Here is a 22,876-nt window from a genome sequence, read left to right on the forward strand (position 1 = left end):
ATCCGTGCATGACCACCGCCACACCCCACCCTGTACTCACCGCCATCGAAGCCCGCGTTCTGGGCACCCTGATGGAAAAGGCGCGTACCGTGCCCGACAGCTACCCCTTGTCGCTGAACTCCCTGCTGCTGGGCTGCAACCAAAAGACCAGCCGCGAGCCCCTGATGGAGCTGGAAGAGTCGCAGGTGGCCACGGCCACGGCCAATCTGCGTGAACTGGGTCTGGTGCACGAGACCAGCGGCGGGCGCACCACCAAGTTCACCCACAACTTCCAGCGCGGCATGAATGTGTTCGAGCAGGCGGCCGTCATTCTGGGCATGCTGATGCTGCGTGGCCCGCAGACGGCCGGCGAGCTGCGGCTGAACACCGAGCGCTGGTACAAATTTGCCGATATTTCTTCAGTGGAAGGCTTTTTGGATGAACTGCTGGAGCGCTCAGAAGAGAAGGGCGGGCCGTTGGTGGTCAAGCTGCCGCGCCTGGCCGGTACCCGTGAGCAACGCTGGGCGCACCTGCTATGCGGACCGGTGGATGTGAGCGAACTGGAGTCCGGGCGCGCTGCCCACACGCCGGGCGGCACGGCAGAGCGGGTGGAGCGGTTGGAACAGGAAGTAGCCGCCTTGCGCCTGGTGGTGAATCGGCTGTGTGCCGAGCTGGGCGTGTTGCCTGATTCGGATATTTCAAAAACGTCGCTGTAATTGCAGCCTGGAGAGGCTCTGCCTGGCGCATTTTTGGATAGTATTCATAAACGTGCCTGCACGCACTTAGTGTGCGCAGGACGCCACCTCCATAAAGGACGCCCCATGAAATTGCGTAGCCAAATACTCGGTTTGAGTCTTGTCGGGGTGCTGGCCTCGGTGGTGGTGGGGGGTATAGGCTTGTTCAGCACCTTCGATTTGGCGGCGAAGTTTGATGGCTCGGTCAGCATGGGTCTGGCACTGCAGAAAAGCCAGGAGGCCGACATGATGCATGACGCCATCCGTGGCGATGTGCTGTTGGCCTTGCTCAGCGCGCAGTCCAAGGACACAGAGGGCCTGGCTACATCGAAAAAAGACCTGGAAGACCATGCCCAGACCTTCAACGCGGCACTGGCTGAGATGCAAAAACTGCCGCTGTCCCCATTGGCGGTAGGCGAGGTCAACAAGACCGGGCCTGCGCTGCAGGCCTATGTGGATAGCGCCCACAACATCCAGAAACTCACCGCAAGCGATGCCACCGCGGCACTGGCCGCCATGCCGGAATTCCAAAAGGCCTTTACGGCACTCGAAGACGCCATGGAGCGGCAAAGTGCAGCCATAGCCACGGATGTGGAGGCCTACACCGCAGCCACCAGGGCCAGCGTGGCAAGCGCCAAGTTGCAGGTGGGTGGCCTGTTGCTGGTGGTGACGCTGGGCTTGGTGTTTTTGTCTGTGTGGCTGGGCAGAAGGCTTTCGCTCCCGCTGGTCAAAGCCGCAGAGGTGGCCGACAGCCTGGCCAAGGGCAATCTGAACACGTCCGTGCAGCCCAGCGGTTCGGATGAAACCGTGCAACTGCTGCAGTCCATGGCGCTGATGCAAACCGGCATCTCTGACATGGTGCGCAAGGTGCAGGCCAACGCGCAGGGTGTGGCCGGGTTCAGCGCCGAAATTGCCCAGGGCAACCAGGATTTATCCAACCGGACCGAGGGCCAGGCCAGTGCGCTGGAACAAGCCGCTGCCTCCATGGGCGAGCTTGGCTCGCGCGTACAACACAACGCCGAGAGCGCGGGCCAAGCCAACCAACTGGCCATGAATGCATCCCGCGTGGCCGTCCAGGGCGGCGAGGTGGTGGGCCAGGTGGTGGAGACTATGCGCGGCATCAACGACAGCTCGCGCAAGATTGGCGACATCATTGGCGTGATCGACGGCATTGCCTTTCAGACCAATATCCTGGCGCTGAACGCCGCCGTGGAAGCAGCCCGTGCGGGCGAGCAGGGCCGCGGCTTTGCGGTCGTGGCCTCTGAGGTGCGCAGCCTGGCCGGCAGGAGCGCCGATGCGGCCAAGGAAATCAAGGCCCTGATCAACGCCAGCGTCGAGCGGGTGGAGCAAGGCACCGCCCTGGCCGACCGTGCGGGGGCCACCATGGCCGAGGTGGTGGGCTCGATTCGCCGGGTGACCGACATCATGGGTGAGATCACCGCTGCCAGCAATGAGCAGGCCAATGGGGTGTCCCAAGTGGGTGCTGCCGTGGCACAGATTGACACCGCCACGCAGCAAAATGCCGCCCTGGTGGAGCAAATGGCCGCTGCCAGTGGCAGCCTGAAGGCGCAGGCCGAAGAGCTGGTGGATGCGGTGGCCGTGTTCACGCTGGAAGGACATCAGCAAGCTGGTCGACCCATGGCACGCGTGCAACAGGCCAGTGCTGCGCTGTCAGCGGCGCCGCGCCCGGCCCGCTTGGCGCCGCCTGCAGCGCGGCCACGCGTGATTGCGGCACCGCCGGTAAAAGCGCGCACCGCCTTGGCCGCCAAGCCCGCACCCGCAGGCATGCCTCCTCGTCTGGCCAAGCCGGCGCCTGCCGCGCCTGTGGCCAAGAGCGCGCCCGCTGCCAAGGATGAAGAATGGGAAACCTTTTAGGCCACGCAGCTGCGCAGCCGCGCAGCTGACCTGCTGCTCAGGACACCGGCCAGGTGTCTGACAGGCGGTAGCCCTGCGGATACGGGTCACTGGGGTCCAGCGTGTGCTGGTGCGTGCCGGTAATCCAGGCCGTGCCTGATATCACTGGCACGATGCCCGGCAAGGTGCCCACCTTCACCTCGGCCGCGATGTGGCAATCAAATTCACTGCCGATGATGGAGCGCGCCAGGTAGCGCTCGCCCACCTGTATCTGGCCTTTGGCATGCAGCACGGCCATGCGCGCCGAGCAACCCGTGCCCGTGGGGGAGCGGTCAATCTTGCCTGGGCGTATGGCCACCGCGTTGGCGCCGACCCAAGCACCATCCACGCGCTCCAGGGGACCTGCGAACTGGCAAAACGAGATGTGCTTCCAGTCCGGGTTCTCGGGGTGCACAAAGCCCAGTTGCTCGGTGGCGGCCTGGGTGATCTGCATGCCCAGCTGTGCCAGCTCGCGCGCCTCGTCCGGACGGATGGCAAAGCCCAGGGCTTGCGCATCCACGATCACAAAGCTGTCGCCGCCATAGGCTGTGTCCACCACCAGTGTGCCCAGGCCAGGTACTTCCAGATGGGCGCCCAGCTGGGCGGCAAAGGAGGGCACGTTGCGCACCGCAATGCGTTCGGCCTTGCCGTCCTTGCAGGTGGCGGTGACCTCGATCAGTCCGCCCGGCGGCTCCAGCACCATTTTGGTTACCGGCTCGGTCATGGGGATGATGCCGGTCTCCAGCAGCACGGTGGCCACGCAGATGGAGTTGGAGCCCGACATGGGTGGCGTGTCGCAGGGCTCCATGATGATCCACCCCATCTGCGCGGCCGGATTCTTCGGGGGCACCAGCAGATTGACATGGCGGAACACACCGCCGCGCGGCTCGTTGAGCATGAAGTTGCGAAGCGTCTGATCAGACGCAATAAAGCGCGACTGTTCCCAGATGCTGGCGCCCGGTGGTGGTGCAACACCACCCACAATCACATCGCCGACTTCACCGGCTGCGTGGCAGCTCACCACATGAATGACCTTGGTTGTTTTCATCGTGCGACCTTGTTTTGTATGCAGGCGATTGTGGCGGAGGACGTTGCCAAAAGCAGGCACCAAATAAATGCACGGCTTAAGGGTTTGTCCGCAACTTTGCTTTTCGGGAATGCGATATCTTGCTCCTATTCAGGCCCGCATCTTGCATAAGCAGGTCTGTGTGTTGTTCCCTTCTCAATAGAAAGTCAGTTTTATGAAATTCAAATCCAAGTTGTTGCCACTTTCCATTGCCGCTGCCGCCCTGTCCATGGCCGCGATGGGCTCTGCCCAAGCCGAAGACCTGGTGGTCAAGATCGGCCACACCGGGCCGCTGTCTGGCTCCAACGCCTTTGCCGGCAAGGACAATGAAAATGGTGTGCGCATGGGCGTGGAAGAAGTCAATGCCAAGAAGATGATGGTCGGCGGCAAGACACTCAAGTTTGAACTGGTGTCCGAGGATGACCAGTGCGACCCCAAAGCCGGTGTGGCCGTGGCGCAAAAATTCACCGATGCCGGCATCAAGTATGTGATGGGACCGTATTGCTCGGGTGTGGCAATCCCCGCGTCCAAGATTTACAACGACGGTGACGCCATCCTGTCCACCGTGGGCAGCAACCCCAAGGTCACCATGGGCGGCTACAAGAGCGTGTTCCGCGTGATTGCCGGCGACAACCTGATCGGCAGCAGCATGGCCCAGTACGCCTTTGGCACCCTCAAGGCCAAGACCGCCGCCGTGATCGATGACCGTACCGCCTTCGGTCAGGGTCTGGCCGAAGAGTTTGTGAAAGAAGCCAAGGTGCTGGGCCTGACCATCGTCGGCCAGGAATACACCACCGACAAGTCCACCGACTTCAACGCCATCCTGACTACCATCAAGTCCAAGGCGCCTGACGTGATCTTCTACGGCGGCTATGCCGGCCAGGCGGGCCCCATGGCCAAGCAAATGAAGGGTCTGGGCATCAAGGCCAAGATGCTGGGCGGCGATGCCATCTGCGTGGCTGAAACCGGCAAGCTCGCTGGCGACGCTGCCAACGACACCGTTTATTGCGCACAAGGTGGCGCCATTCTAGACAAGGTCGCTGCCGGCCCGGCCTTCAAGGAAGCCTACAAGAAGAAGTTCAACCAGGACCCCGATGCCTACGCCGCATCCTTCTTTGACCAGACCATGTTCATTGCAACCACCATGGCCAAACTGGGCACGGTGGACTCCACCAAGGTCAGCGCCGAACTGCACAAGGCCAGCTACAAAGGCATCGTGACCACCTACGCGTATGACGACAAGGGCAATCTGCAAAAGGCGCCCATCACCGTTTACACGTTCAAGGCTGGCATGCCCACGCCAGTGCAATAATGTGTTGACGCTCAGGCGTTAAGACTCAGGGCAGCAGTCATACAGGCTGCTGCCTTTTTTTTGGGGGGTGCTTGCCAGGCTGACCCATCGGTATCAATGGGCAAAGCCGCAACACCACGGGCACGAACGTACGATTGCGGGTACCATTCATCGACGCATATGGATCGAAGTGAAATATTGCGTCTATAGAATGAAGTGGGGGTTCAGCGGCTGAGGCCGCTTGCTTCAATTACATAAATCGATGCATTGGCACACATAACGTGAAATATGATCCAGCCTGATCAGGACATCCGCCACCGGCTTATGGTTGCGCGCTTGCCGACCATGCCTCAAATATTGCTCAAGTTGCTTGAGCTCTGCCAGGCTGACGGCGCCGGCATGGCGGAGATGGCAAAGCTCATTGCCAACGATCCGGGCATGACGATCAAGATCCTCAACGTAGCCAACAGTGCGGCCTACCAGCGCGGTGGCCAGAAGACGGGTCTGATGCAGGCGCTCAGCGCCATGGGCTCGGACATGATCAAGACCCTGGTCATCAATGAATCGGTGCTGCAGGCCTTCAATGGTTTTTCAGGCTCCGCCAGCAATGATTTGCGCAGGTTCTGGAAGCATGCCCTCAGCACGGCGGTCATGGCGCGTGAAATTGCCCGGGCCATGGATTACGCCCAGCCGGAAGAAGCCTATCTGGCGGGGCTCTTGCACGATGTTGGGCGATTGGCCCTGCTGGCTGCAGCGCCTGCCGAATATGCGGTGAATTTTCAGGCCGATGACAGTGATGGCTTGTGCGCCATCGAAATGCGGACCTTGCAGATATCGCACGTGGAGGCAGGCGCCTGGGTGGTGGAGCGCTGGAATCTGGATTCCTTCATGGCAGACGCCATCCTCTACCACCACGAACTGGCACTGCGCGTGGAAGGCGCGCACCCGCTGATACGCATGGTGAACCTGGCGCACCAACTCGCAAACCACGACCCGGCACTGCCGATAGCGGCCGAAGCGGGTGCACTGTGCAAGCTCTCGGGGGACAACCTGCTGGCCATCTCCCAGGGCGCTGCGGCGCAGGTTCTCAAGGCGGCAGGCTTTTTGGGCATTGATCTGGCGGGCGTGGATGATTTCGTGGCCCCGACGGCCGTTGCGCCGCCGGCTCCGAAGGTGGACCCGGCGCAGCAACGGCTGGGCGACGAGATCCGCAACATGACCTTGCTCAGCGAATTGGGGCAGGCCTTTGCCAGGCAAAAGGACGAGGTGCAGTTGCTCAAGGTGGTGCGTCAGAACGCACAGCTCCTGTTCGGGCTGACGGACCCGACGGTTTTCCTGATGGACAGCAACGGGCCTGCGCTCAGGGGCGCCTCGGTGTCCGAGCAGCATCAGCGCTTGGCGGGCTTCGCTATCCCCTTGGCGGTTGGGGGTGTAATCGCCGAAGCGGCCATACAGCAGCGTGTGGATTTTCTGGGACGCCAGGCGGGTTTGCAAAGCCTGGCCGACGAGCAACTGCTGCGCATTTTCAATGCCGACTTTGTGTTGTGTGTGCCGATGGTGGTGGGCTCACAGTGTGTGGGCGTTCTGGTGGGTGGTGTGGCTGCCTGGCAGGTGGCGGACCTGCAGGGTCGGCAGAAGTTTCTGCAGTCGTTTGCCGCGCAGGCAGCAACAGCCTGGCAAGCACTGACACGCGACCGCGGTGACATGGATCCGCGCCTGGATGCGGTCCGGCAGGAACATCGCGAGAGCTCGCGCCGGGTGGTACACGAGGTGAACAACCCGCTGGCCATCATCAAGAATTACCTGGAAGTGCTGGATGACAAGCTGACCCGCCAGGAGCCTGTTGGCGGCGAAATCAGCGTCCTGCACGAGGAGATAGACCGCATCGGCAACATCATGGGTGAGTTTGTGGGTGTGGCACCCAAAGCCCAGCGGGGCACAACCGACATCAATGAGGCCGTGAACAAACTGGTGCAGTTGTTTCGCGACAGCAAATTCCTGCCGCCATCGGTGGAGATTGCGGTGCGCCTGCCGCCTCAGGCGTGCGAGATCGAAGGTTCGGCCGACACGCTCAAGCAGATCCTGGTCAACCTGGTGAAGAACTCCGTCGAGGTGTTGCCAAAGGGTGGCCGCATCGACATCGTCAACAACGGGCAGGTGCAGCGCAATGGCCGCTTCTACTATGCGCTGTGCGTCAGTGACAACGGCCCCGGCATACCGTCCGAGCACCGCAGCAAGCTGTTTACCCCGGTGCAGAGCAGCAAGGCCGGTCCCAACCGGGGCATTGGCCTGAGCATTGTGCAGGGGCTGGTCAAAAAGCTGGGGGGCACGATTGCCTGCGTCAGCACCAGCACCAAGGGCACCATGTTTGAAATATGCCTGCCTCTTCCTGCGGCGCAGGCACAGGCGGCCATTGCGCCCTCGGTTCAAGACTTCGTTTGATGGGCCCGCGACACCATGTTCAACCTTGAAACATCCACACTGCACACCGCACCGCGGGTCCTGTTGGTGGATGATGATTTGCGCATGCTCACCAGCCTGCGCGATCTTCTCAAGGGACGCGGATACGACCTGGTGTGTGCACAGGGCGGCCGCGCTGCACTGGAGCTTCTGGACCAGGGCTCATTCGAACTGGTGATACTGGACCTGCATATGCCGGAAGTCAGCGGGCATGACGTCATGGACTTCATGAACATCCGCAACCTGGGCATGAATGTCATCGTCACCAGCGGCGCCAGCGAAATCGACGCGGCCATTGGCGCCATCCGACGTGGAGCCTTTGGCTACCTGCGCAAACCGTATACCCGTGAAGAGCTTCTCAAGACCGTTGGCAATGCGCTGCGGCAAAGTGAGTTGCAGGCGGAAAACAAACGCATCGCCTTGCGCCTGGAGAGCTCCGAGAAGATGTACCGCTCTCTGGTGGACAGCTCGCCCGACATCATCTACACGCTGGACCAGGAAGGCCGCTTCACCTTCGTCAATGACCGTGTTCAGCAACTCCTGGGCTTCACCCGCGACGAACTGATTGGCAAGCACTATTCGCTGCTGATTCATGACGCGGATATGGAGCGGGCCAACTATGTCTTCAACACGGGCCGAAAAGAATTCCGGCATTCCCGCAGCGTCGAGCTGCGCATGAACAGGAAGCGCGCCGAAGGCGATGCGCGTACCTTCAGCATCGAACTGGTCACGATCGATCTGGGAGTGGGTGAAAGCGCCGGTGCACAGGAAGCGGCAGCGCGCGGCCTGGTAGGAACCTATGGTGTGGCACGTGATATTACCGACCGCAAGCGGGCCGATGAACAGATTACCTACCAGGCCTATCACGACATCCTGACCGACCTGCCCAACCGTGCCCTGTTCCGCGACCGGCTTGGCTTGGCATTGTTGCAGGCCAAGCGCAACGAGAACTGCCTGGCAGTGATGTTCCTGGACCTGGACCGCTTCAAGGTGGTCAATGACACCTTTGGCCATGGGGTGGGCGACAGCCTGCTGCAACAGGTGTCGCTCAGGCTCAAGGCCTGCCTGCGCCGCTGCGACACGCTGTCGCGCATCGGTGGCGATGAATTCACGGCAGTCCTTCCCGAGCTCAATGACCGCCAGGATGCCGTGCTGATAGCCGAAAAGTTCGTCGAATGCCTGCGCCAGCCGTTTCAGCTTGCCGGGCAGGCGGTGCATGTTTCTGCAAGTATTGGCATTTCCCTCTATCCGCAGGACGGACGGGCACAGGAGGAGCTTGTGCGCCGCGCCGACATGGCGATGTACCACATGAAGTCCTCAGGCAAGAACGGCTATGCCTTCTTTGACCCGGCCCTGCTCGATACCTCCCTGCAGAAGATCACCCTGGAGCATGACCTGCATCTGGCACTGGAGCGCGGGGAGCTCGAGATGTTCTACCAGCCCCAGATCGATGTGGCCACCCACCGCATGGTGGGTGCCGAAGCCCTGATGCGCTGGAACCATCCCCAGCGCGGCTTCCTCGGGGCGGCCGAGTTTTTGCCCTTTGCCGAAGAGAGCGGGTTGATGATTCCCATCAGCGACTGGATGCTCGAGGCCATCTGTCGTGACCTGCTGGACTGGAACCTGGTGGGGGGTGAGCCCTTGCGGCTGTCACTCAATATTTCCCCGCAGTACCTGGACCGGGGCGACTTTTTTGACAAGCTCAAGGATGCGCTGCTGCGCCATCAGATTTCACCGCACCAGATCGAGGTGGAGGTGACGGAAAACATCTGCATCCGCAACCCGCAAAAGGCCATTGAACAGCTCGACAAACTCTGCCAGCTGGGCGTGAGCGTGGCCATTGACGACTTTGGCACCGGCTACTCTTCCCTGTCGTATCTGCACCGTTTTCCGATTCACACCATCAAGATCGACCGTTCATTTGTGATGGAAATCCGTGATCCGGGCATGCAGTTCCCCGTGGTGCTGGCCATTGTGGCCATTGCACAGGGGCTGGGGCTCAATCTGGTTGCGGAAGGGGTGGAAACGCCGTTGCAGGCGGGCTACCTGGCGGATGCCGGTTGCAGGGTCATGCAAGGGTTTCTGTACCACCAGCCCAAGTCGCAGGCCATGCTGTTGCGGCTGCTGCAAGACCAAATGGATGCGGCCACCAAATACCAGGAAGTGCATTCCCGCAGGGCCCGTCAGCCCAGTTTGTGGGACGTTTCCATGCACGGCGCACTGCGCTGAGTCGGGCATGCGCTAAGCTGGGTCCATGGCAAATGTTGCAGTTATTGGTGCGGGTTTTGTAGGCTTGTCTTCGGCCTGGTGGCTGGTGCGCGATGGCCACCAGGTCACGCTCTACGATCCGGCGGGGGCCGCGGGCGGTGCCTCGTTTGGCAATGCCGGCACCTTTGCCAACTACGCCTGCATTCCGGTCAACAACCCCACGGTGTTTCGGGACCTGCCGCACTATCTGCTGTCGGGCGATAGCCCGCTGCGCCTGCGCTGGGGCTATCTGCCACAGCTCATGCCCTGGCTGCTCGGGTTTTTGCGCAGCTCCACGACAGCGCGCTACACCCGCTCGGCCACTGCACTGGCCATGCTGCTGGGGCGGGCGCAACAGGGTTATGCCGAGATGTTGACACTGTCCTCACTGCAGGGCTTTGTGCGCCCGCGTGAGTGCCTGTACCTGTACTCCAGTGTCTCCACCTTTGAGGCCTCACTGCCCACACTGGAATTGCGTCGCTCACTGGGCGTGAAGACCCGCATCCTGGACCAGGAGGCCGTGCAAGCCCTGGAGCCATCGCTGCAGCCCCTGTTTGCGCGCGGTGCGCTGTTTGAGGGCTCGTGGCATCTGTCGGACCCATCCGCCTTTTTGCAAGCCCTGCAAAGCTGGCTGGTCGCACAGGGTATGCAGGTTCGGGCCACCGCGGCGCAGGCCCTGCAGCCGCAGGCCGAGGGTGTGGTCTTGCAGACGGCCGAAGGCTCAGCCCGCCATGACTACGTGGCCGTGTGCGCTGGCGCCCACTCCAAGGCATTGGCTGCGCAATGCGGCGACCACGTTCCCCTGGAAGCCGAGCGCGGCTATCACCTGATGTTCCCGGGGGCCTCGCACCTGGTCTCGCGCCCGGTGGGCTGGGCCGAGCGTGGCTTTTACATGACGCCCATGGCCGAGGGCCTGCGCGTGGCCGGCACGGTAGAGCTGGCCGGCATGGGCCCGCAGAAGCACCAGGGGCTGCTGGACCTGCTGCGTTTTTCTTCGCAGCGGGCCTTGCCGCAGTTGGGCCAACCCGTGGCTCCCTGGCTGGGCTTTCGGCCCACGCTGCCCGATGGACTGCCGGTGCTGGGGCGCTCCAGCGCCTCGGCGCGGGTGGTCTATGCCTTTGGGCACCAGCACATCGGTCTGACCCTGGGTGGCCTGAGCGGCATGGTGGTGGCGGACCAGGTGGCGGGGCGCGCCTGCGACCTGGACCTGAAGCCGTTTTCGGCCACGCGGTTTTAGCTGCGCACAGGCGCGCGAGCAGTCCGTATCCATCCCCAGCCACGGAAGGCCAGGCACCAGCAAGCCAGAAAGCCCAGGACGAGTGCTGCCGTGGTGAAGTGCGGATCTTTGCGGAACAGCCAGTACAACGCCAGGCCCTTGAGCACGGTCCACAGCAGGCGTGCCAGCAGGTCCAAAGCGGATTCACGTGGCACAGCCTCGTCGCATCCGGTCTTTGCCGCTGCACCATCCCCGCCGAAAGTGCGGTCCACGGCACCCATGCACAAGCCCGCCAGGCAGCCACAGGCCAGGCACACCCAAAGGGAATGTCCCCAGGTCCAGGCTACAAAAAACAGCAGCACGGCCAGCGCGGCGCACGCGGGGGCAACCCAGGCGCCCGGCTTTTTCGTGTGCTCCTCTTCTTGCCCGGCCTCCAGCACCGCTTCATGGGAGGACAGGAAGCTGTCGGCCGCTGCGGACAGCACCATGCCCGCCGCACCCAGCACCAGGCCCAGCTTGGCCAGATGGGCAGCAGCCGTGACCCACAGCAGCGGAAACCCGAAGGCCAGCAGGAAAAACAGCAGGTAGTAGGCCGATCGCATGGCGAAGTGTTCACGGTTGCCGGCAATGCCGCTCCATACCCAGGTGAAGATGGCACCCGCCACCAGGCCAATGACCAACTCCAGGATCAGGGCCGCCGATTCGGCCGGTTCATGGGGCGGGGCCAGCTCTGTGCCAGTCACCCAGGCATGCAGGGTCACCCCAAAGAGGGCGTCGGACTGGCCGCGCAGCCTGAACTGGTCATTGATACCCCACTTGCCGCCGATCACCACAATGCGGTCCGCCAGCCTGTCCGGTTGTGCCATGGCCTGGCTGAAGCTACTGGCGGCAACAGACACCGGGCGTATCAATTCCTTCTTTGTTTTCACGCCCGCCTGCAGGGCTGGGGCCTGGCATTTGGCGTGCCAGTCGATGGCGGCATGTTCAGGCGGCGTGTGCTCTTCCAGACTCTCGGCTGCTGCCTCGGCTGTGACCACGCCCAGGGTGGGCAGAGTTTGCGTCTTGTTGAAATACAGGCCGTCCACATGCAGGTCGGCCGAGGCAAACTGCACGCTGTTGTCAAAGCGCTGGACCCATGCCTTGTCCAAGGGGCCCGGCTCCGGTGTGGAGTAGCCCTGTGGGCACACCATCACCAGGCGGGTGACTTTGGCCAGTGACTGCAGACTTTGCAGCAAATGTTCGCGTGCGGGCCAGTCTTCGATGGACGCAGGGGAGAGGTCCAGGTCGACGGCCACCACGCGCGGAGGGGATTGCGTCATCGCCTCAAACAACTTGCGCAATGCATCCGGATTCAAGGGAGACTGTTGCTGGAACACACCGCGAAAATCGGCATCGTCAACGCCCACAACGGAAATGCAGTTGGCCAGCGCCCTGGGGTTGTCGTCTTTACAGGGCGGCGGCACAAAGTCCGGCTCAGACAGGCTGTTGAGCAAGGTGCTTTGCACATTCGTATCGACAAACTCACCGATGCTGTTTTGAAACAACTGCAGTGTCCAGGCCACCACGGCGGCCATGACCACCGTGTGAAATATGCGTCCACCCCACATGCCCCAGAAGGGTTCGCCCACCAGCCAGCGCGCTATGGCCTGGCGCTTTGATTCAGTCCAACGTATCACCACCGCTCCCCTTTTCATCCATTTGTTTTTTGCGCATGCCCACGGCTCCGCGTAAGCCATACTAAAGCACGGCGTGGGTTAATATATTCGCGGTATACAACAATTAATTTTTCAGGGAAACATGAATGGACCACTTTGAGCAGCCCCGCACTTGGGTACGCCGTGCGGGCAAATACGCCCTGGTATTGACGGGCATTGCGCTGCTATCGGGATGCCTGGCCGCAACGGTTACTTCGATCGGTCACTTCGTCTCGGACACGATGGCGCCCAATGTGACCTTCTTTGTGCCTGCCAAAAATGCGGAAGCCGGCGCCCTGAAATCGGTGCTGGTGGTCAGTGACAATTTCCCGGTTTCCCAGCAGGTCGCCATGGAGTTTGAGTCGCAGATGAGCAAGCTGCGCGTCAACGAACGCCCCGCCTACACGATCGCCAAGCTGGGCCCGCATTTCAACGGCCAGCCGGGTGATGCCCAATTGGCCGAGCTGGCCAAAAGCAATGGCGTCGAGGCCGTGTATGTGCTGACCGGTGGCGGCTCGGACGTCAAGACCGTCAACACCCAGGAAGACCGCATGGGCTGCTCGGCAGAAACCAAGCTCTTCGAGCCCTGCCCCAAGGGCCGGGAAACACACACCAAGGTGAACTGCACTACCACCACCGGATCGGTGGCAGTGCGGCTGCGGGTGTACCGTGCCGTCGATGGCCGCTATGTTTACGCCGACTCCATTGGCGGGGGCAGCAGCCTGGCCCGTTGTGACGACCAGAACACCGCGCGGCCCGACAACAACCAGTTGGCCTACAGCGCAATGCTCAACGCGTCGACCAATGCCATGCATATGGTGGCACCGAGCTATGAGCTGCGCCCTTTGGACATCATGAGCGCAGACGCTGCCGTGCCTGCCGCCCAGAAGAAGGACTTTGACGCCGCCTACGAGTTTGCCAAGGTCAAGCGCACCGACGAGGCCTGCCAACGCTTTGAGGAACTCTATCTGGACACCAAGGTGTCGCCGGCGCTGACTTTCAATGTGGCTTTCTGCAACGAGATGCGCGGCGACCTGTTGCGCGCTAACCAGGGTTACAAGCGCGCCTCGGAACTGGTCAATGCGCCCGAGTCACAAATTGACCGCCGCCTGGCCGTAACCGAAAAGGCGCTGCGCGAAAACCCCATGGCCTTTGTGCCCGTGGCGGCGGCGCCCGTTGGCGCCTTGCCAGTCGCGGGCCGTGGGCTGGGCGGTGGCAAACGTGTGGCACTGGTGATCGGCAACGGACGCTACCAGCGCAGCGCCCTGACCAACCCCACCGCCGATGCGCGGCTGGTGAGTGACCGCCTCAAACGCATTGGCTTCGATGTGTTGACCCTGGAGGATGTGCCTGCAGCCCGCTTTGAGGCAGCCACACGGGACTTTGCGGCCCGTGCCAAGGGCGCTGACATCGCCCTGTTCTATTACGCCGGCCACGCCCTGCAGGCCGATGGTGAAAACTACCTGATGCCGGTGGACAACGCCAAGATGCGCACCATGGAAGACGTGCGTGACGGTGGCGGTGTGCAATTGGCCAGCATCATAGCCAGGCTGGATGTGGCTGCACCCTTGGTCAAACTGGTGGTCATTGATGCCTGCCGTGACAACCCCTTGCCCGCCTCCAGCCGCAGCCTGGCCGGTGGTGGTCTGGCCGCCATACCCCGCGCGCCCCAGGGTGGGCTGATTGCCTTTGCCACCTCACCCGGCCGCACGGCCGAAGACGGCACCGGCAAGAACAGCGTGTTCAGCAAGAATTTTGCAGCCTTGGTGTCCACGCCCAATCTGGGCATTGAGCAGATGTTCAAGCGCGTGCGCGAAGCCGTGAAGAAGGAAACCAATGGCCGCCAGGAACCCATGGAAACCAGCAACCTCATTGGGGATGTGATGCTGGTCCAGGCCGCTGCCAAGTAAAAGGATTGCCATGTTTTCCCGCCTGAAGTCTGAGTGCCGCGCGATTCCCGCAGCGGGTGTGTTCGTGTTGCTGTCAACCCTGCAGCTCGCTGCTGCGGCTGCCACGCCCTGCCTGTACCGCGGTCTGGATGCCGACGCGCGTGTCATCAACCGTTCGGGTGAGATCAGCGCACCGTTTCCAGCATCCCTTTCGTCCAATGACTGCAGCCGCCTGCGTGTGGCCAACGGTGTTGTGGTGGTGTACGGCGTGGGCGCGGATGGGGCCCAGCTCACCTCCAGGCAGGTGAGCCGGGGCCCGCTGCTGCCCGCATCAGACGGTTCCAGTCCTGCAACGGCCGATACCGCGGGCATCCTCAAGCAGATCGTGGTCGTACTGGAAGGCGTAAGCCGCACCAAGACCGGATCCTCCCGCAGCGCGGAGGGGGACTACCTGGCCGCCAGTCTGCCCAGCGGAAGGTTGGCGCAACCGGTGGCAGACCTGAGCCTGCAACTGGGCCCAAGCCCGGATGCGAACCTGGGTTCCTTTGAAGTGCTGGTGGGAGGCAAGTCGGTGCAACGCCAGAATGGCCCGGCCCAGTGGATCAAGTTTCCCTTGTCTGTGCTCAAACCGGGTGCCAATGTGCGCTGGAAGCTGGAGTACTCCGGCACCAAATACGAGGGTACTTTTGCGGTGGAGCCTGCCGGCACGATGGAAGCGCTCAAGCAGCGTCTGCAAAATGACTCCCAGGGTGACACCGATGAAATTGTCACCCAGCTGCGTGTGGCCTCCGGACTCAGCGCCGAAGGCTATGCCTGGGATGCGCGTGAACTGATTCGCACGGCTCTGGTGCCCTGAGGCGCCGCTGCGCACCAAGCCGCAGGCCCGTCTGATCTAGCGCAAAGCCCGGCATTTCAGCCGGGCCACAATGCTTTGGCCCTGCCCGTGGCACACTCGCAGGCCCCGCGCACACGCCCGCGGGCAATGAATACCCTGAAAGATCTGAACCATGAAACGCGATCACGCCGCATCCCCCTCTAAAAACAGTGAAGTGCAAGCTATCAGCTTCGATGTGCTGAAAGAAAAATACCTCAAACCCGGCGAGACCGGCTTTGAAGATGTCTTCAAACGCGTCGCCCGCGCCCTGGCCAGCGTCGAAAAAGAAGAGCAGCGCGAACACTATGAAGCCGTGTTCCTGGAAAACCTGTACGCCGGTGCCATTGGCGCCGGGCGCATCATGAGCGCCGCGGGCACCGACATTCAGGCCACCCTGATCAACTGCTTTGTGCAGCCCGTGGGCGACTGCATCCAGGGCCTGGACGATGGCGGCTACCCCGGCATCTACGAAGCCCTGCGCGAGGCCGCCGAGACCATGCGCCGCGGCGGCGGAGTGGGCTATGACTTTTCGCGCATCCGCCCGCGTGGCGCCGAGGTCAAGGGCACGCACAGCATGGCGTCTGGCCCTTGCAGCTACATCAATGTGTTCGACCAGTCCTGCTCCACCGTGGAGAGCGCAGGCGCGCGCCGTGGCGCCCAGATGGGCGTGCTGCGCATCGACCACCCGGATGTGCTGGACTTTATTACCGCCAAGCGCACCCCCGGGCGCTGGAACAACTTCAATGTGTCGGTGGGCATGCCGGATGCCTTCATGCGCGCCCTGGACGAAAACCAGCCCTGGGAACTGGTGCACCGCGCCAAGCCCGGCGCTGAGTCAATAGCTAACGGCGCCTACCAGCGCGCCGACGGCCTGTGGGTCTACCAGACCCTGCAGGCGCGCGAGCTGTGGGACACGGTCATGAAGTCCACCTATGACTTTGCCGAGCCCGGCATCCTGTTCCTGGACCACATCAATGAGGACAACAACCTGTCCTACTGCGAAGACATTGCGGCTACGAATCCATGTGGCGAACAGCCACTTCCCCCTTATGGCTGCTGCGACCTCGGCCCCATCATCCTGACGCGCTTTGTGCGCCACGCCTTTGGCTTTGATGGTATTGCCGCCTTTGACTTCGAGGCCTTTGCCAAATCGGTGGCCACCCAGGTGCGCGCCCTGGACAACGTGCTGGATGTGACCTTCTGGCCCCTGCCCCAGCAGCGTGAAGAGTCGGCCGCCAAGCGCCGCATCGGCGTGGGCTTTACCGGCATGGGCAATGCGCTCACCATGCTGTGCCTGCGCTACGACTCGGCAGAAGGCCGCGAGATGGCCAAGAAAATTGCCACCTGCATGCGCGACGCCGCCTACAAGGCCTCGGTGGAGCTGGCGCAAGAAAAGGGCGCCTTCCCCAAGTTCGACGCCGCCGGTTACCTGGCCAAAGGCACCTTTGCCAGCCGCCTGCCGGCCGACATCCAGAAGTCCATCCGCAAGCACGGCATCCGCAACAGCCATTTGTTGTCGATTGCACCTACCGGCACCGTCAGCCTGGCCTTTGCCGACAACGCCTCCAACGGCATTGAGCCGGCCTTCTCCTGGATGTACCGCCGCAAGAAGCGTGAGTCCGATGGCAGCACCAGCGAATACCAGGTGGAAGACCATTCCTGGCGCCTGTACCGCGAGCTCGGTGGTGACGTCGCCAAACTGCCCGAGTACTTTGTCTCGGCCCTGGAAATGGCTGCCTCCGACCACATCGCCATGATGGAAGCCGTGCAACCCCTGGTGGACACTGCTATCTCCAAGACGGTGAATGTGCCCGCTGACTACCCTTATGACGACTTCAAGGGCCTATACCAGCAAGCCTGGCGCGCCCGCCTCAAGGGCCTGGCCACTTACCGTCCCAACGCCATTTTGGGCTCGGTGCTGGACACCGGCACGGCTGCTGCCAAGCCAGCTGCCCCGGTCGAGGCGCCCATCGACCCGATGCGCACCGTCATCGAAAAACGCCCCAAGGGCGCGCTCTCGGCCGTGGCCGAGAAGATCGAATACTGGACGCAGGAAGGCCACAAGACGTTGTACATCGTGGCCTCCTTCCTGCCGCTGCCCACCGCAGACGGCAAAGGCACGGTGCAGCGTGCCATCGAGTTCTTTATGCCCCTGGGTCAGAGCGGTGAGTCGCAGCAGTGGATCACCTCCACCATGCGCATGCTGTCGCTGGCCGCCCGTGGCGGTTTCCTGGAACGGGCCCTGCGCGACATGCGCAAAGTCGCCTGGGACCGTGGCCCGGTGCGCCTGGGCACGTATGAGAAGGCCGACGGCTCCCTGGTGCCGCTGTGGCACGACTCGGAAGTTGCAGCGATCGCCTATGCCCTCCAGCAAATCATCCAGCACCGCAACGAGGCGGCCGCCCACGTCGATGCAGCCGCCTCCGTGGCCCCGGCCCCGGTAGCGCAGAAACTGTCCGTGCCCGCATCGCCCCCGGCCATGGTCGGCAAAAAGTGCGGCGAATGCGGCGCCTATGCCGTGATCCGCAAGGACGGCTGCGACTACTGCACCCAGTGCGGTCATGTGGGAACGTGTGGATAGCATCCCCGATCTGCTGGCCGCGCTGATGCGCTCGCGGCAGACGATTCTGCCCAAGCGCCTGGCAGAACCGGGGCCGGATGCGGCGCAGCTGGAACACATTCTGGCAGCGGCCGCCTCGGCGCCTGACCACGGGCAGTTGCTGCCCTGGCGTTTTATCCGGGTGCCAGGCGAGGTGCGCGGCCTGCTGGCCGAGCAGTTTGCCGCAGCCCTGCTGGCGCGCGATGCCACAGCCCTGCCCGAACAGGTGGAGCAGGCGCGCGAAAAAGCCTTTCGCGCGCCCTGCCTGCTGTTGGTCGTGGTGGACGGCGTGCGGGGTGACCCGTCGATTGATCTGGGCGAGCGCCTGCTGTCGACCGGTTGCGCGGTGCAGAACCTCTTGCTCATGGCTACGGCCCTGGGCTTTGGCTCGGCGCTCACCAGCGGCAAGGCGCTCAAGGACGAGGGCCTGCGCCAGTTGTTTGCGCTGCAGGCGGGCGAACACGCCCTGTGCTTTGTCAGCCTGGGCACGGCCCAGGCCCGCAAGTCCGAGCGCCTGCGCCCGCAGGTGGCCGACTACGTCAGCCACCTCACGGCCGGGCAGGGCGTGGTGCGCGGCGTCTGAGGTCGGCTTTCTAGGCCCGTGTCTCTAATCTGCTGCAGCGCAGCAAAAAAGCCTTGCACGCCCGGCAAATCAACGTAAGATACGGTCCATGCTGCACTGCAACATCAATCAACCCGAGGCGGGTTTGTAGAGCAGAATTTTTTAAACCCTCTGGAGAAACCCATGACTGCTACTCTGACCGTTGAACAAATCCTCGCTGCCAACAAGACCGCTGCTGCTGAAGCCCAAGCCCTGGCTGCTACCGCTTTCGCTGGCTTTGAAAAGCTGGTTGCCCTGAACATTGCTGCTACCAAGTCTGCCCTGTTCGACACCACCGCTGACTTCACTTCCGCTTTCAGCGCCAAGAACCCCACCGACGCTCTGGCTGCCCAGGCTTCCCTGGTCAAGCCCCTGGCTGAGAAGACCCTGGCCTATGGCCGCTCGGTCTACGAAATCGCCAGCCAAACCAGTGCCGAACTGAGCGCTGCTGCCGAAGGCAAGTTCGCTGAAGCCCAAAAGACCCTGTCGTCCAACCTGGACAACATGGCCAAGAACGCACCCGCAGGTACCGAGTCCCTGGTGGCTGTGGTGAAGTCGGCTGTGGCCGCCAGCCAGAACGCTCTGGAGTCTGCCAAGGCTTCCGCCAAGCAAGCCGTGGCTACCGCTGAAAAGCAAGCCGCTGCCCTGGCTGACAACGCCCTGAGCGCTGTCAAGACCACCAGCAAGAAGAAGTAATTTCTTCCTGATGGACCCCGGGGCCTTGTGCCCAGGGGAACAAAAAAGCCGCCAGAGCAATCGGGCGGCTTTTTTTGTTTGGGGCGTTCAGGCTGCAGGCCGGGCCCGCAACTACAGCTTCAGGCTGGCGTCCACATCACGCTCAAACTGGGCGATGGCCGCGTCGGTGAGCGCGTCACCGGCCCAGGCAATCAGGCTGGCCGGGGGCAGGGTCACGGCGGCCGCGCCGCAGGCGATCAGCCGGGTCAGCACCTCGGGGGATTTGATGCTGGCAGCCAAGAGGTCTGGGCCACCATCCTGCAGGGCCACACAGGCTTGCATCAGCGGCCAGACATCGCGCCCGTCGGCTACCAGCCGGCCAATGTAGGGCGCCACATAGCGTGCGCCACAGGCCTTGGCCCACAGCAGCTGCACCGGGTTGGACAGGCCGGTGAGCAGAAAAGCCTGGCCCTGCGACTTCACGGCCTCTATGCAAGCCAGCCAGTCCGGGTGGCAGGGCAGCTTGATGGTGAGGGTGACACCTACATCGGCTGCGGTGCGCTGCAGCGGCTCCAGCCACTGCAGGGCTTCTGCAGCGTCAGGGCGGGGCAGTTGCAGCATCAGTTCGGCCAGGCCCGCGTCGGCCACGGCGCGCAGCAGGCCGGTGTAGGTGGAGAGGGTCACCGGCAGGCCGGCTTGCAGCACCAGCGTCGGGTTGGTGGTAACCCCTTGCACACTTGGGCAGCCAGCAGGTAGCGTCCAGGAAGAGGCGACTGCCGAATCCAGAAATACGTTCAAACCAATCCCCTTTGGGTGAAAAAAAGCGGTTACCAAATGTAGTGGCAAAATGCCCCAGCGCTGCGGGGAACTGGGTAGAAAACCCTGCGGCGGCGGTCTGGTTTTTCAACCCTCCAAGCCTTTTGGCACTAGCGCTATGACTCCCATTTTTGTACTCGGTGAAGCCTTGATGGACTGCGTTGCCAGGCCCGATGGCCTGCTGCACCCCCACGTAGGTGGTAGCCCCTTCAACCTGGCCCGCGCGGCCTCCCTGCGTGGCGCTGGCGTGCAGTTTTTGAACCGCTTCTCGCAAGACCAGTTTGGTGAGCAAATGCAGGCGCAACTGGCACAGGACCGGGTGCAGACCGTGCTGGGCAGCAGCCGCTTGCCCACCTCGCTGGCCGTGGTGCAGGTCAAGGACGGCCAGCCCAGCTACGGCTTTTACCGCGAAGGCATTGCCGACCGTGACTACAGCGTGGACGAGGTGCTGCAGGCCCTCTCGCAACAGGTGCCCGGCGTGCTGCACACCGGCTCGCTGATGCTGGTGCCGCCCGAACACCACAAGGTGCTCGCCGTGCTGCAAGGCGCCAAGGCCCAGGGCTGGACCATCAGCGTGGATGTGAATTTGCGCCCCAAGCTGGCCGCCGACCTGTCTGCCTATGTAGATGCCGTCAAGCAAGTGGCCGCCCTGGCCGACTGGATCAAGGCCAGCGACGAAGACCTGGAGCTGCTGGGCTTTGCCAACCCCGGCAAGCACAACGCCGCCGAGATGGCCCGCAGCTTTGCTGCCAATGGAGCCAGCCGCATTGCGCTGACCTTTGGCAGCCTGGGTGCCTGGCTGAGCGTGGACGGCCAGACGGCAGAGGCCGTGGCCCCATCGGTGCGCGTGGTGGATACCGTGGGCGCAGGCGACACCTTCTGGGGCAACTGCCTGGCCGACTGGACCCTGCAGCCCGAACACGCCGGTGCCCGTGTGGCCGAGTCGCTGCAGAACGCCATGCGCGCCGCCGCCATCAATTGCACCCGCGCCGGTTGCCAGCCGCCTACCCAGGCCGAGTTGTTCGGCCAACAACAGCAGCAACAGTAGAGTTTGCCTGGCCCGGGGTCTGTGGCTGTTGGGCCCTCAGGCCCAGCAGACCGCGTCCTCGCAGGCATACCAGCCCGGCATGCGCTCCTGCACTGCTGTCTCGATACGGCTGCGCCGGATTTTCATGGTGGGCGTGAGCAGGCCGTTTTCGATGGACCAAGGCTCATCGGCCACGACCAGCATGCGCAGTTGCTCGTAGTCGGCCAGTTGGCTGTTGACGTGTTGCAGTAGCTGTGAAAGTTCGTGCTCCACCCGGGCTTTGACAGGCGCCTCGCCGGTGCGGGCGCGCAAATGCTCGGCCAGCACCACCAAGCCATAGACTGCCGCCTGGCCCACGCCAGAGACCATGCTCAACTCGATCATCGGGTGGGCATTGAGCAAATTCTCGATGGGGGCGGGTGCGATGTACTTGCCCTTGGATGACTTGAACAACTCCTTGACGCGGCCGGTGATCTTGAGCAGGCCATGGGCATCGCGCTCGCCCTTGTCGCCAGTGCGAAAAAAACCGTCTGCGGTAAACACCTGGGCGTCCAGATCGGGCTGTCTGTAGTAGCCCAGCATCTGCCCGGGTGACTTGAGCAGCACTTCGCCTTCCTCGCTCAGCCGCACCTCGACACCGGGCATCGGGATGCCCACACAGCCAGGTGCATTGAAGTGCGGGGTGGAGGCATGCGAGTAGGCAAAGTCCTCGGTCATGGCATAGCCCTCCATGAGGTTCAAACCCAGGCGGCGGTACCAGACAATCAGTTCGGGTGGAATCGGCGCCGAGCCACTGGCGGCCAGCATGGCCTGGTCCAGCCCCAGGCCTTTGAGCACCTTGCGCCCGACCAGGCGCCCCAGCAGCGGAATGCGCAGCAGGCGCTCCAGCTTCTGGGCCCGCACCTTGTGAAACACACCCTGCTGGAACTTCAGCCACAGGCGCGGTACCGACGCAAACACATTGGGTCGCGCGCGGTTGAGGTCTTGCAGGAACGTGTCCAGCGACTCGGCGAAGTAGACGTGGGTGCGGCCGTTGACCAGCGCCGTGCATTCGATCCAGGCGCGCTCGTAGATATGCGCCAGCGGCAGGTAGGACAGCACGCGCATCTCGGCATCGGTGCCGATGTATTGCTGAATGTAGTGCTGCATGCCCACGCTGGATGCTGTGGCGGCGGCAAAGCTGTGCATCACGCCTTTGGGCTGGCCGGTGGAGCCCGAGGTGTACATCAGGATGGCCATGTCCGTGGCGGCCCGCATCACCCGTCCGGTGAGCGGCGCGGTGCGGCGGGTGATGGCATCCCAGCTCTCGTAAGGCGTGGCCGGGGCCAGGGGCAGGGCAATGCAGGGCAGGTCTGCCGGCACGGCCGAAGCCTGCTGCTCCCACTGGTCCAGCTTGCCGACAAACAGCAGGCTGGCACCGCTGTGCTGCAGCACATATCGGATGGTCTCTGCGGTCTCGGTAGGAAAGATGGCCACCGTGGTGCCACCGGCCAGCCAGATGGCCAGCTCGGCAATGAAAAAGTGGGCGCAGTTTTTGGACAGAATAGCAATGCGTGCACCCGGCTCCAGGCCCAGCGACCTGATGTGCGTGGCCATGCGCCGCGCCTGGTCCATGGTTTGGGACCAGGTGTAGTCCCGGACCTGTCCGCCGCCTATGGGCTGAGAGAGAAATACCTGGTCGGCAAGCGCCAGTTCGTGCGCGTACACGTAGTCCAGCATCAATTTTTCCGGGGTCTGGTTTGTGGATTCGGAATGCATGATTTGCATTGTGCGGATATACGTAAAAAGAGGTGCGGTGCTTACCCTATCGGTATT

Annotated in this window: 16 protein-coding genes; 12 read left to right on the top strand and 4 right to left on the bottom strand. The window is 62.7% G+C overall.

What is annotated here, in order from left to right:
• Positions 1–8: 8 nt before the first annotated feature.
• A complete protein-coding gene (locus DIC66_RS03870) occupies positions 9–695 on the top strand; it encodes a YceH family protein (protein ID WP_117174271.1) in 687 nt (228 codons plus the stop codon).
• A gap of 105 nt (positions 696–800) precedes the next feature.
• Positions 801–2,588 (top strand): methyl-accepting chemotaxis protein, encoded by a 1,788-nt coding sequence (locus tag DIC66_RS03875; RefSeq protein ID WP_117174273.1) that lies wholly within the window; start codon positions 801–803, stop codon positions 2,586–2,588.
• Between the two features lie 37 nt (positions 2,589–2,625).
• Here the strand turns inward: DIC66_RS03875 and DIC66_RS03880 are convergent, their stop codons facing one another.
• Positions 2,626–3,654, bottom strand: coding sequence for a trans-3-hydroxy-L-proline dehydratase (locus tag DIC66_RS03880; protein ID WP_117174275.1), 1,029 nt, complete (start codon positions 3,652–3,654; stop codon positions 2,626–2,628).
• 193 nt (positions 3,655–3,847) lie between these two features.
• On the opposite strand from DIC66_RS03880, the gene DIC66_RS03885 reads away from it, so the two are divergent.
• From DIC66_RS03885 to DIC66_RS03900, 4 genes are all read left to right on the top strand, one after another.
• Positions 3,848–4,984 (top strand): branched-chain amino acid ABC transporter substrate-binding protein, encoded by a 1,137-nt coding sequence (locus DIC66_RS03885; RefSeq protein ID WP_117174278.1) that lies wholly within the window; start codon positions 3,848–3,850, stop codon positions 4,982–4,984.
• A gap of 324 nt (positions 4,985–5,308) precedes the next feature.
• Positions 5,309–7,405, top strand: coding sequence for an HDOD domain-containing protein (locus DIC66_RS03890; protein WP_233505775.1), 2,097 nt, complete (start codon positions 5,309–5,311; stop codon positions 7,403–7,405).
• 15 nt (positions 7,406–7,420) lie between these two features.
• On the top strand, positions 7,421–9,652 hold the full coding sequence (locus tag DIC66_RS03895) for an EAL domain-containing response regulator (protein ID WP_117174282.1): 2,232 nt from the start codon (positions 7,421–7,423) through the stop codon (positions 9,650–9,652).
• 25 nt (positions 9,653–9,677) lie between these two features.
• Positions 9,678–10,907: an NAD(P)/FAD-dependent oxidoreductase gene (locus tag DIC66_RS03900; protein ID WP_117174284.1), complete on the top strand. Its 1,230-nt coding sequence runs from the start codon at positions 9,678–9,680 to the stop codon at positions 10,905–10,907.
• Here the strand turns inward: DIC66_RS03900 and DIC66_RS03905 are convergent.
• Entirely contained in the window at positions 10,904–12,580 is a 1,677-nt protein-coding gene (locus DIC66_RS03905) for a CHASE2 domain-containing protein (protein ID WP_158558832.1), read from the bottom strand. The two genes, DIC66_RS03900 and DIC66_RS03905, sit on opposite strands and share 4 nt — an antisense overlap.
• A 107-nt stretch (positions 12,581–12,687) precedes the next feature.
• On the opposite strand from DIC66_RS03905, the gene DIC66_RS03910 reads away from it, so the two are divergent.
• The 5 genes from DIC66_RS03910 to phaP all read left to right on the top strand — a co-directional run bounded on the left by DIC66_RS03910 (position 12,688) and on the right by phaP (position 19,239).
• Positions 12,688–14,490, top strand: coding sequence for a caspase family protein (locus DIC66_RS03910; protein WP_117174288.1), 1,803 nt, complete (start codon positions 12,688–12,690; stop codon positions 14,488–14,490).
• A gap of 10 nt (positions 14,491–14,500) precedes the next feature.
• The gene (locus DIC66_RS03915; RefSeq protein ID WP_117174290.1) at positions 14,501–15,325 is read left to right on the top strand and encodes a hypothetical protein; all 825 of its coding nucleotides are present in this window, start codon (positions 14,501–14,503) and stop codon (positions 15,323–15,325) included.
• Between the two features lie 151 nt (positions 15,326–15,476).
• Complete coding sequence (locus DIC66_RS03920; RefSeq protein ID WP_117174292.1) at positions 15,477–17,924, top strand: adenosylcobalamin-dependent ribonucleoside-diphosphate reductase; 2,448 nt, start codon at positions 15,477–15,479, stop codon at positions 17,922–17,924.
• Positions 17,905–18,525, top strand: coding sequence for a nitroreductase family protein (locus DIC66_RS03925; RefSeq protein WP_117174294.1), 621 nt, complete (start codon positions 17,905–17,907; stop codon positions 18,523–18,525). Before DIC66_RS03920 ends, DIC66_RS03925 begins: the two co-directional genes overlap by 20 nt.
• A gap of 162 nt (positions 18,526–18,687) precedes the next feature.
• On the top strand, positions 18,688–19,239 hold the full coding sequence (phaP, locus tag DIC66_RS03930) for a TIGR01841 family phasin (RefSeq protein ID WP_117174296.1): 552 nt from the start codon (positions 18,688–18,690) through the stop codon (positions 19,237–19,239).
• Between the two features lie 111 nt (positions 19,240–19,350).
• Here phaP and DIC66_RS03935 read toward each other — a convergent pair whose 3' ends face one another.
• Entirely contained in the window at positions 19,351–19,953 is a 603-nt protein-coding gene (locus DIC66_RS03935; RefSeq protein WP_117174298.1) for a transaldolase family protein, read from the bottom strand.
• Positions 19,954–20,152: 199 nt separating this feature from the next.
• On the opposite strand from DIC66_RS03935, the gene DIC66_RS03940 reads away from it, so the two are divergent.
• Positions 20,153–21,082 (top strand): carbohydrate kinase family protein, encoded by a 930-nt coding sequence (locus DIC66_RS03940; RefSeq protein ID WP_158558834.1) that lies wholly within the window; start codon positions 20,153–20,155, stop codon positions 21,080–21,082.
• A 36-nt stretch (positions 21,083–21,118) separates the two neighbouring features.
• On the opposite strand, the gene DIC66_RS03945 is transcribed toward DIC66_RS03940, so the two are convergent.
• On the bottom strand, positions 21,119–22,828 hold the full coding sequence (locus tag DIC66_RS03945) for an AMP-binding protein (protein ID WP_233505776.1): 1,710 nt from the start codon (positions 22,826–22,828) through the stop codon (positions 21,119–21,121).
• Positions 22,829–22,876 lie beyond the last annotated feature (48 nt).

This window comes from Rhodoferax lacus (assembly GCF_003415675.1).
Classification (GTDB): domain Bacteria; phylum Pseudomonadota; class Gammaproteobacteria; order Burkholderiales; family Burkholderiaceae_C; genus Allorhodoferax; species Allorhodoferax lacus.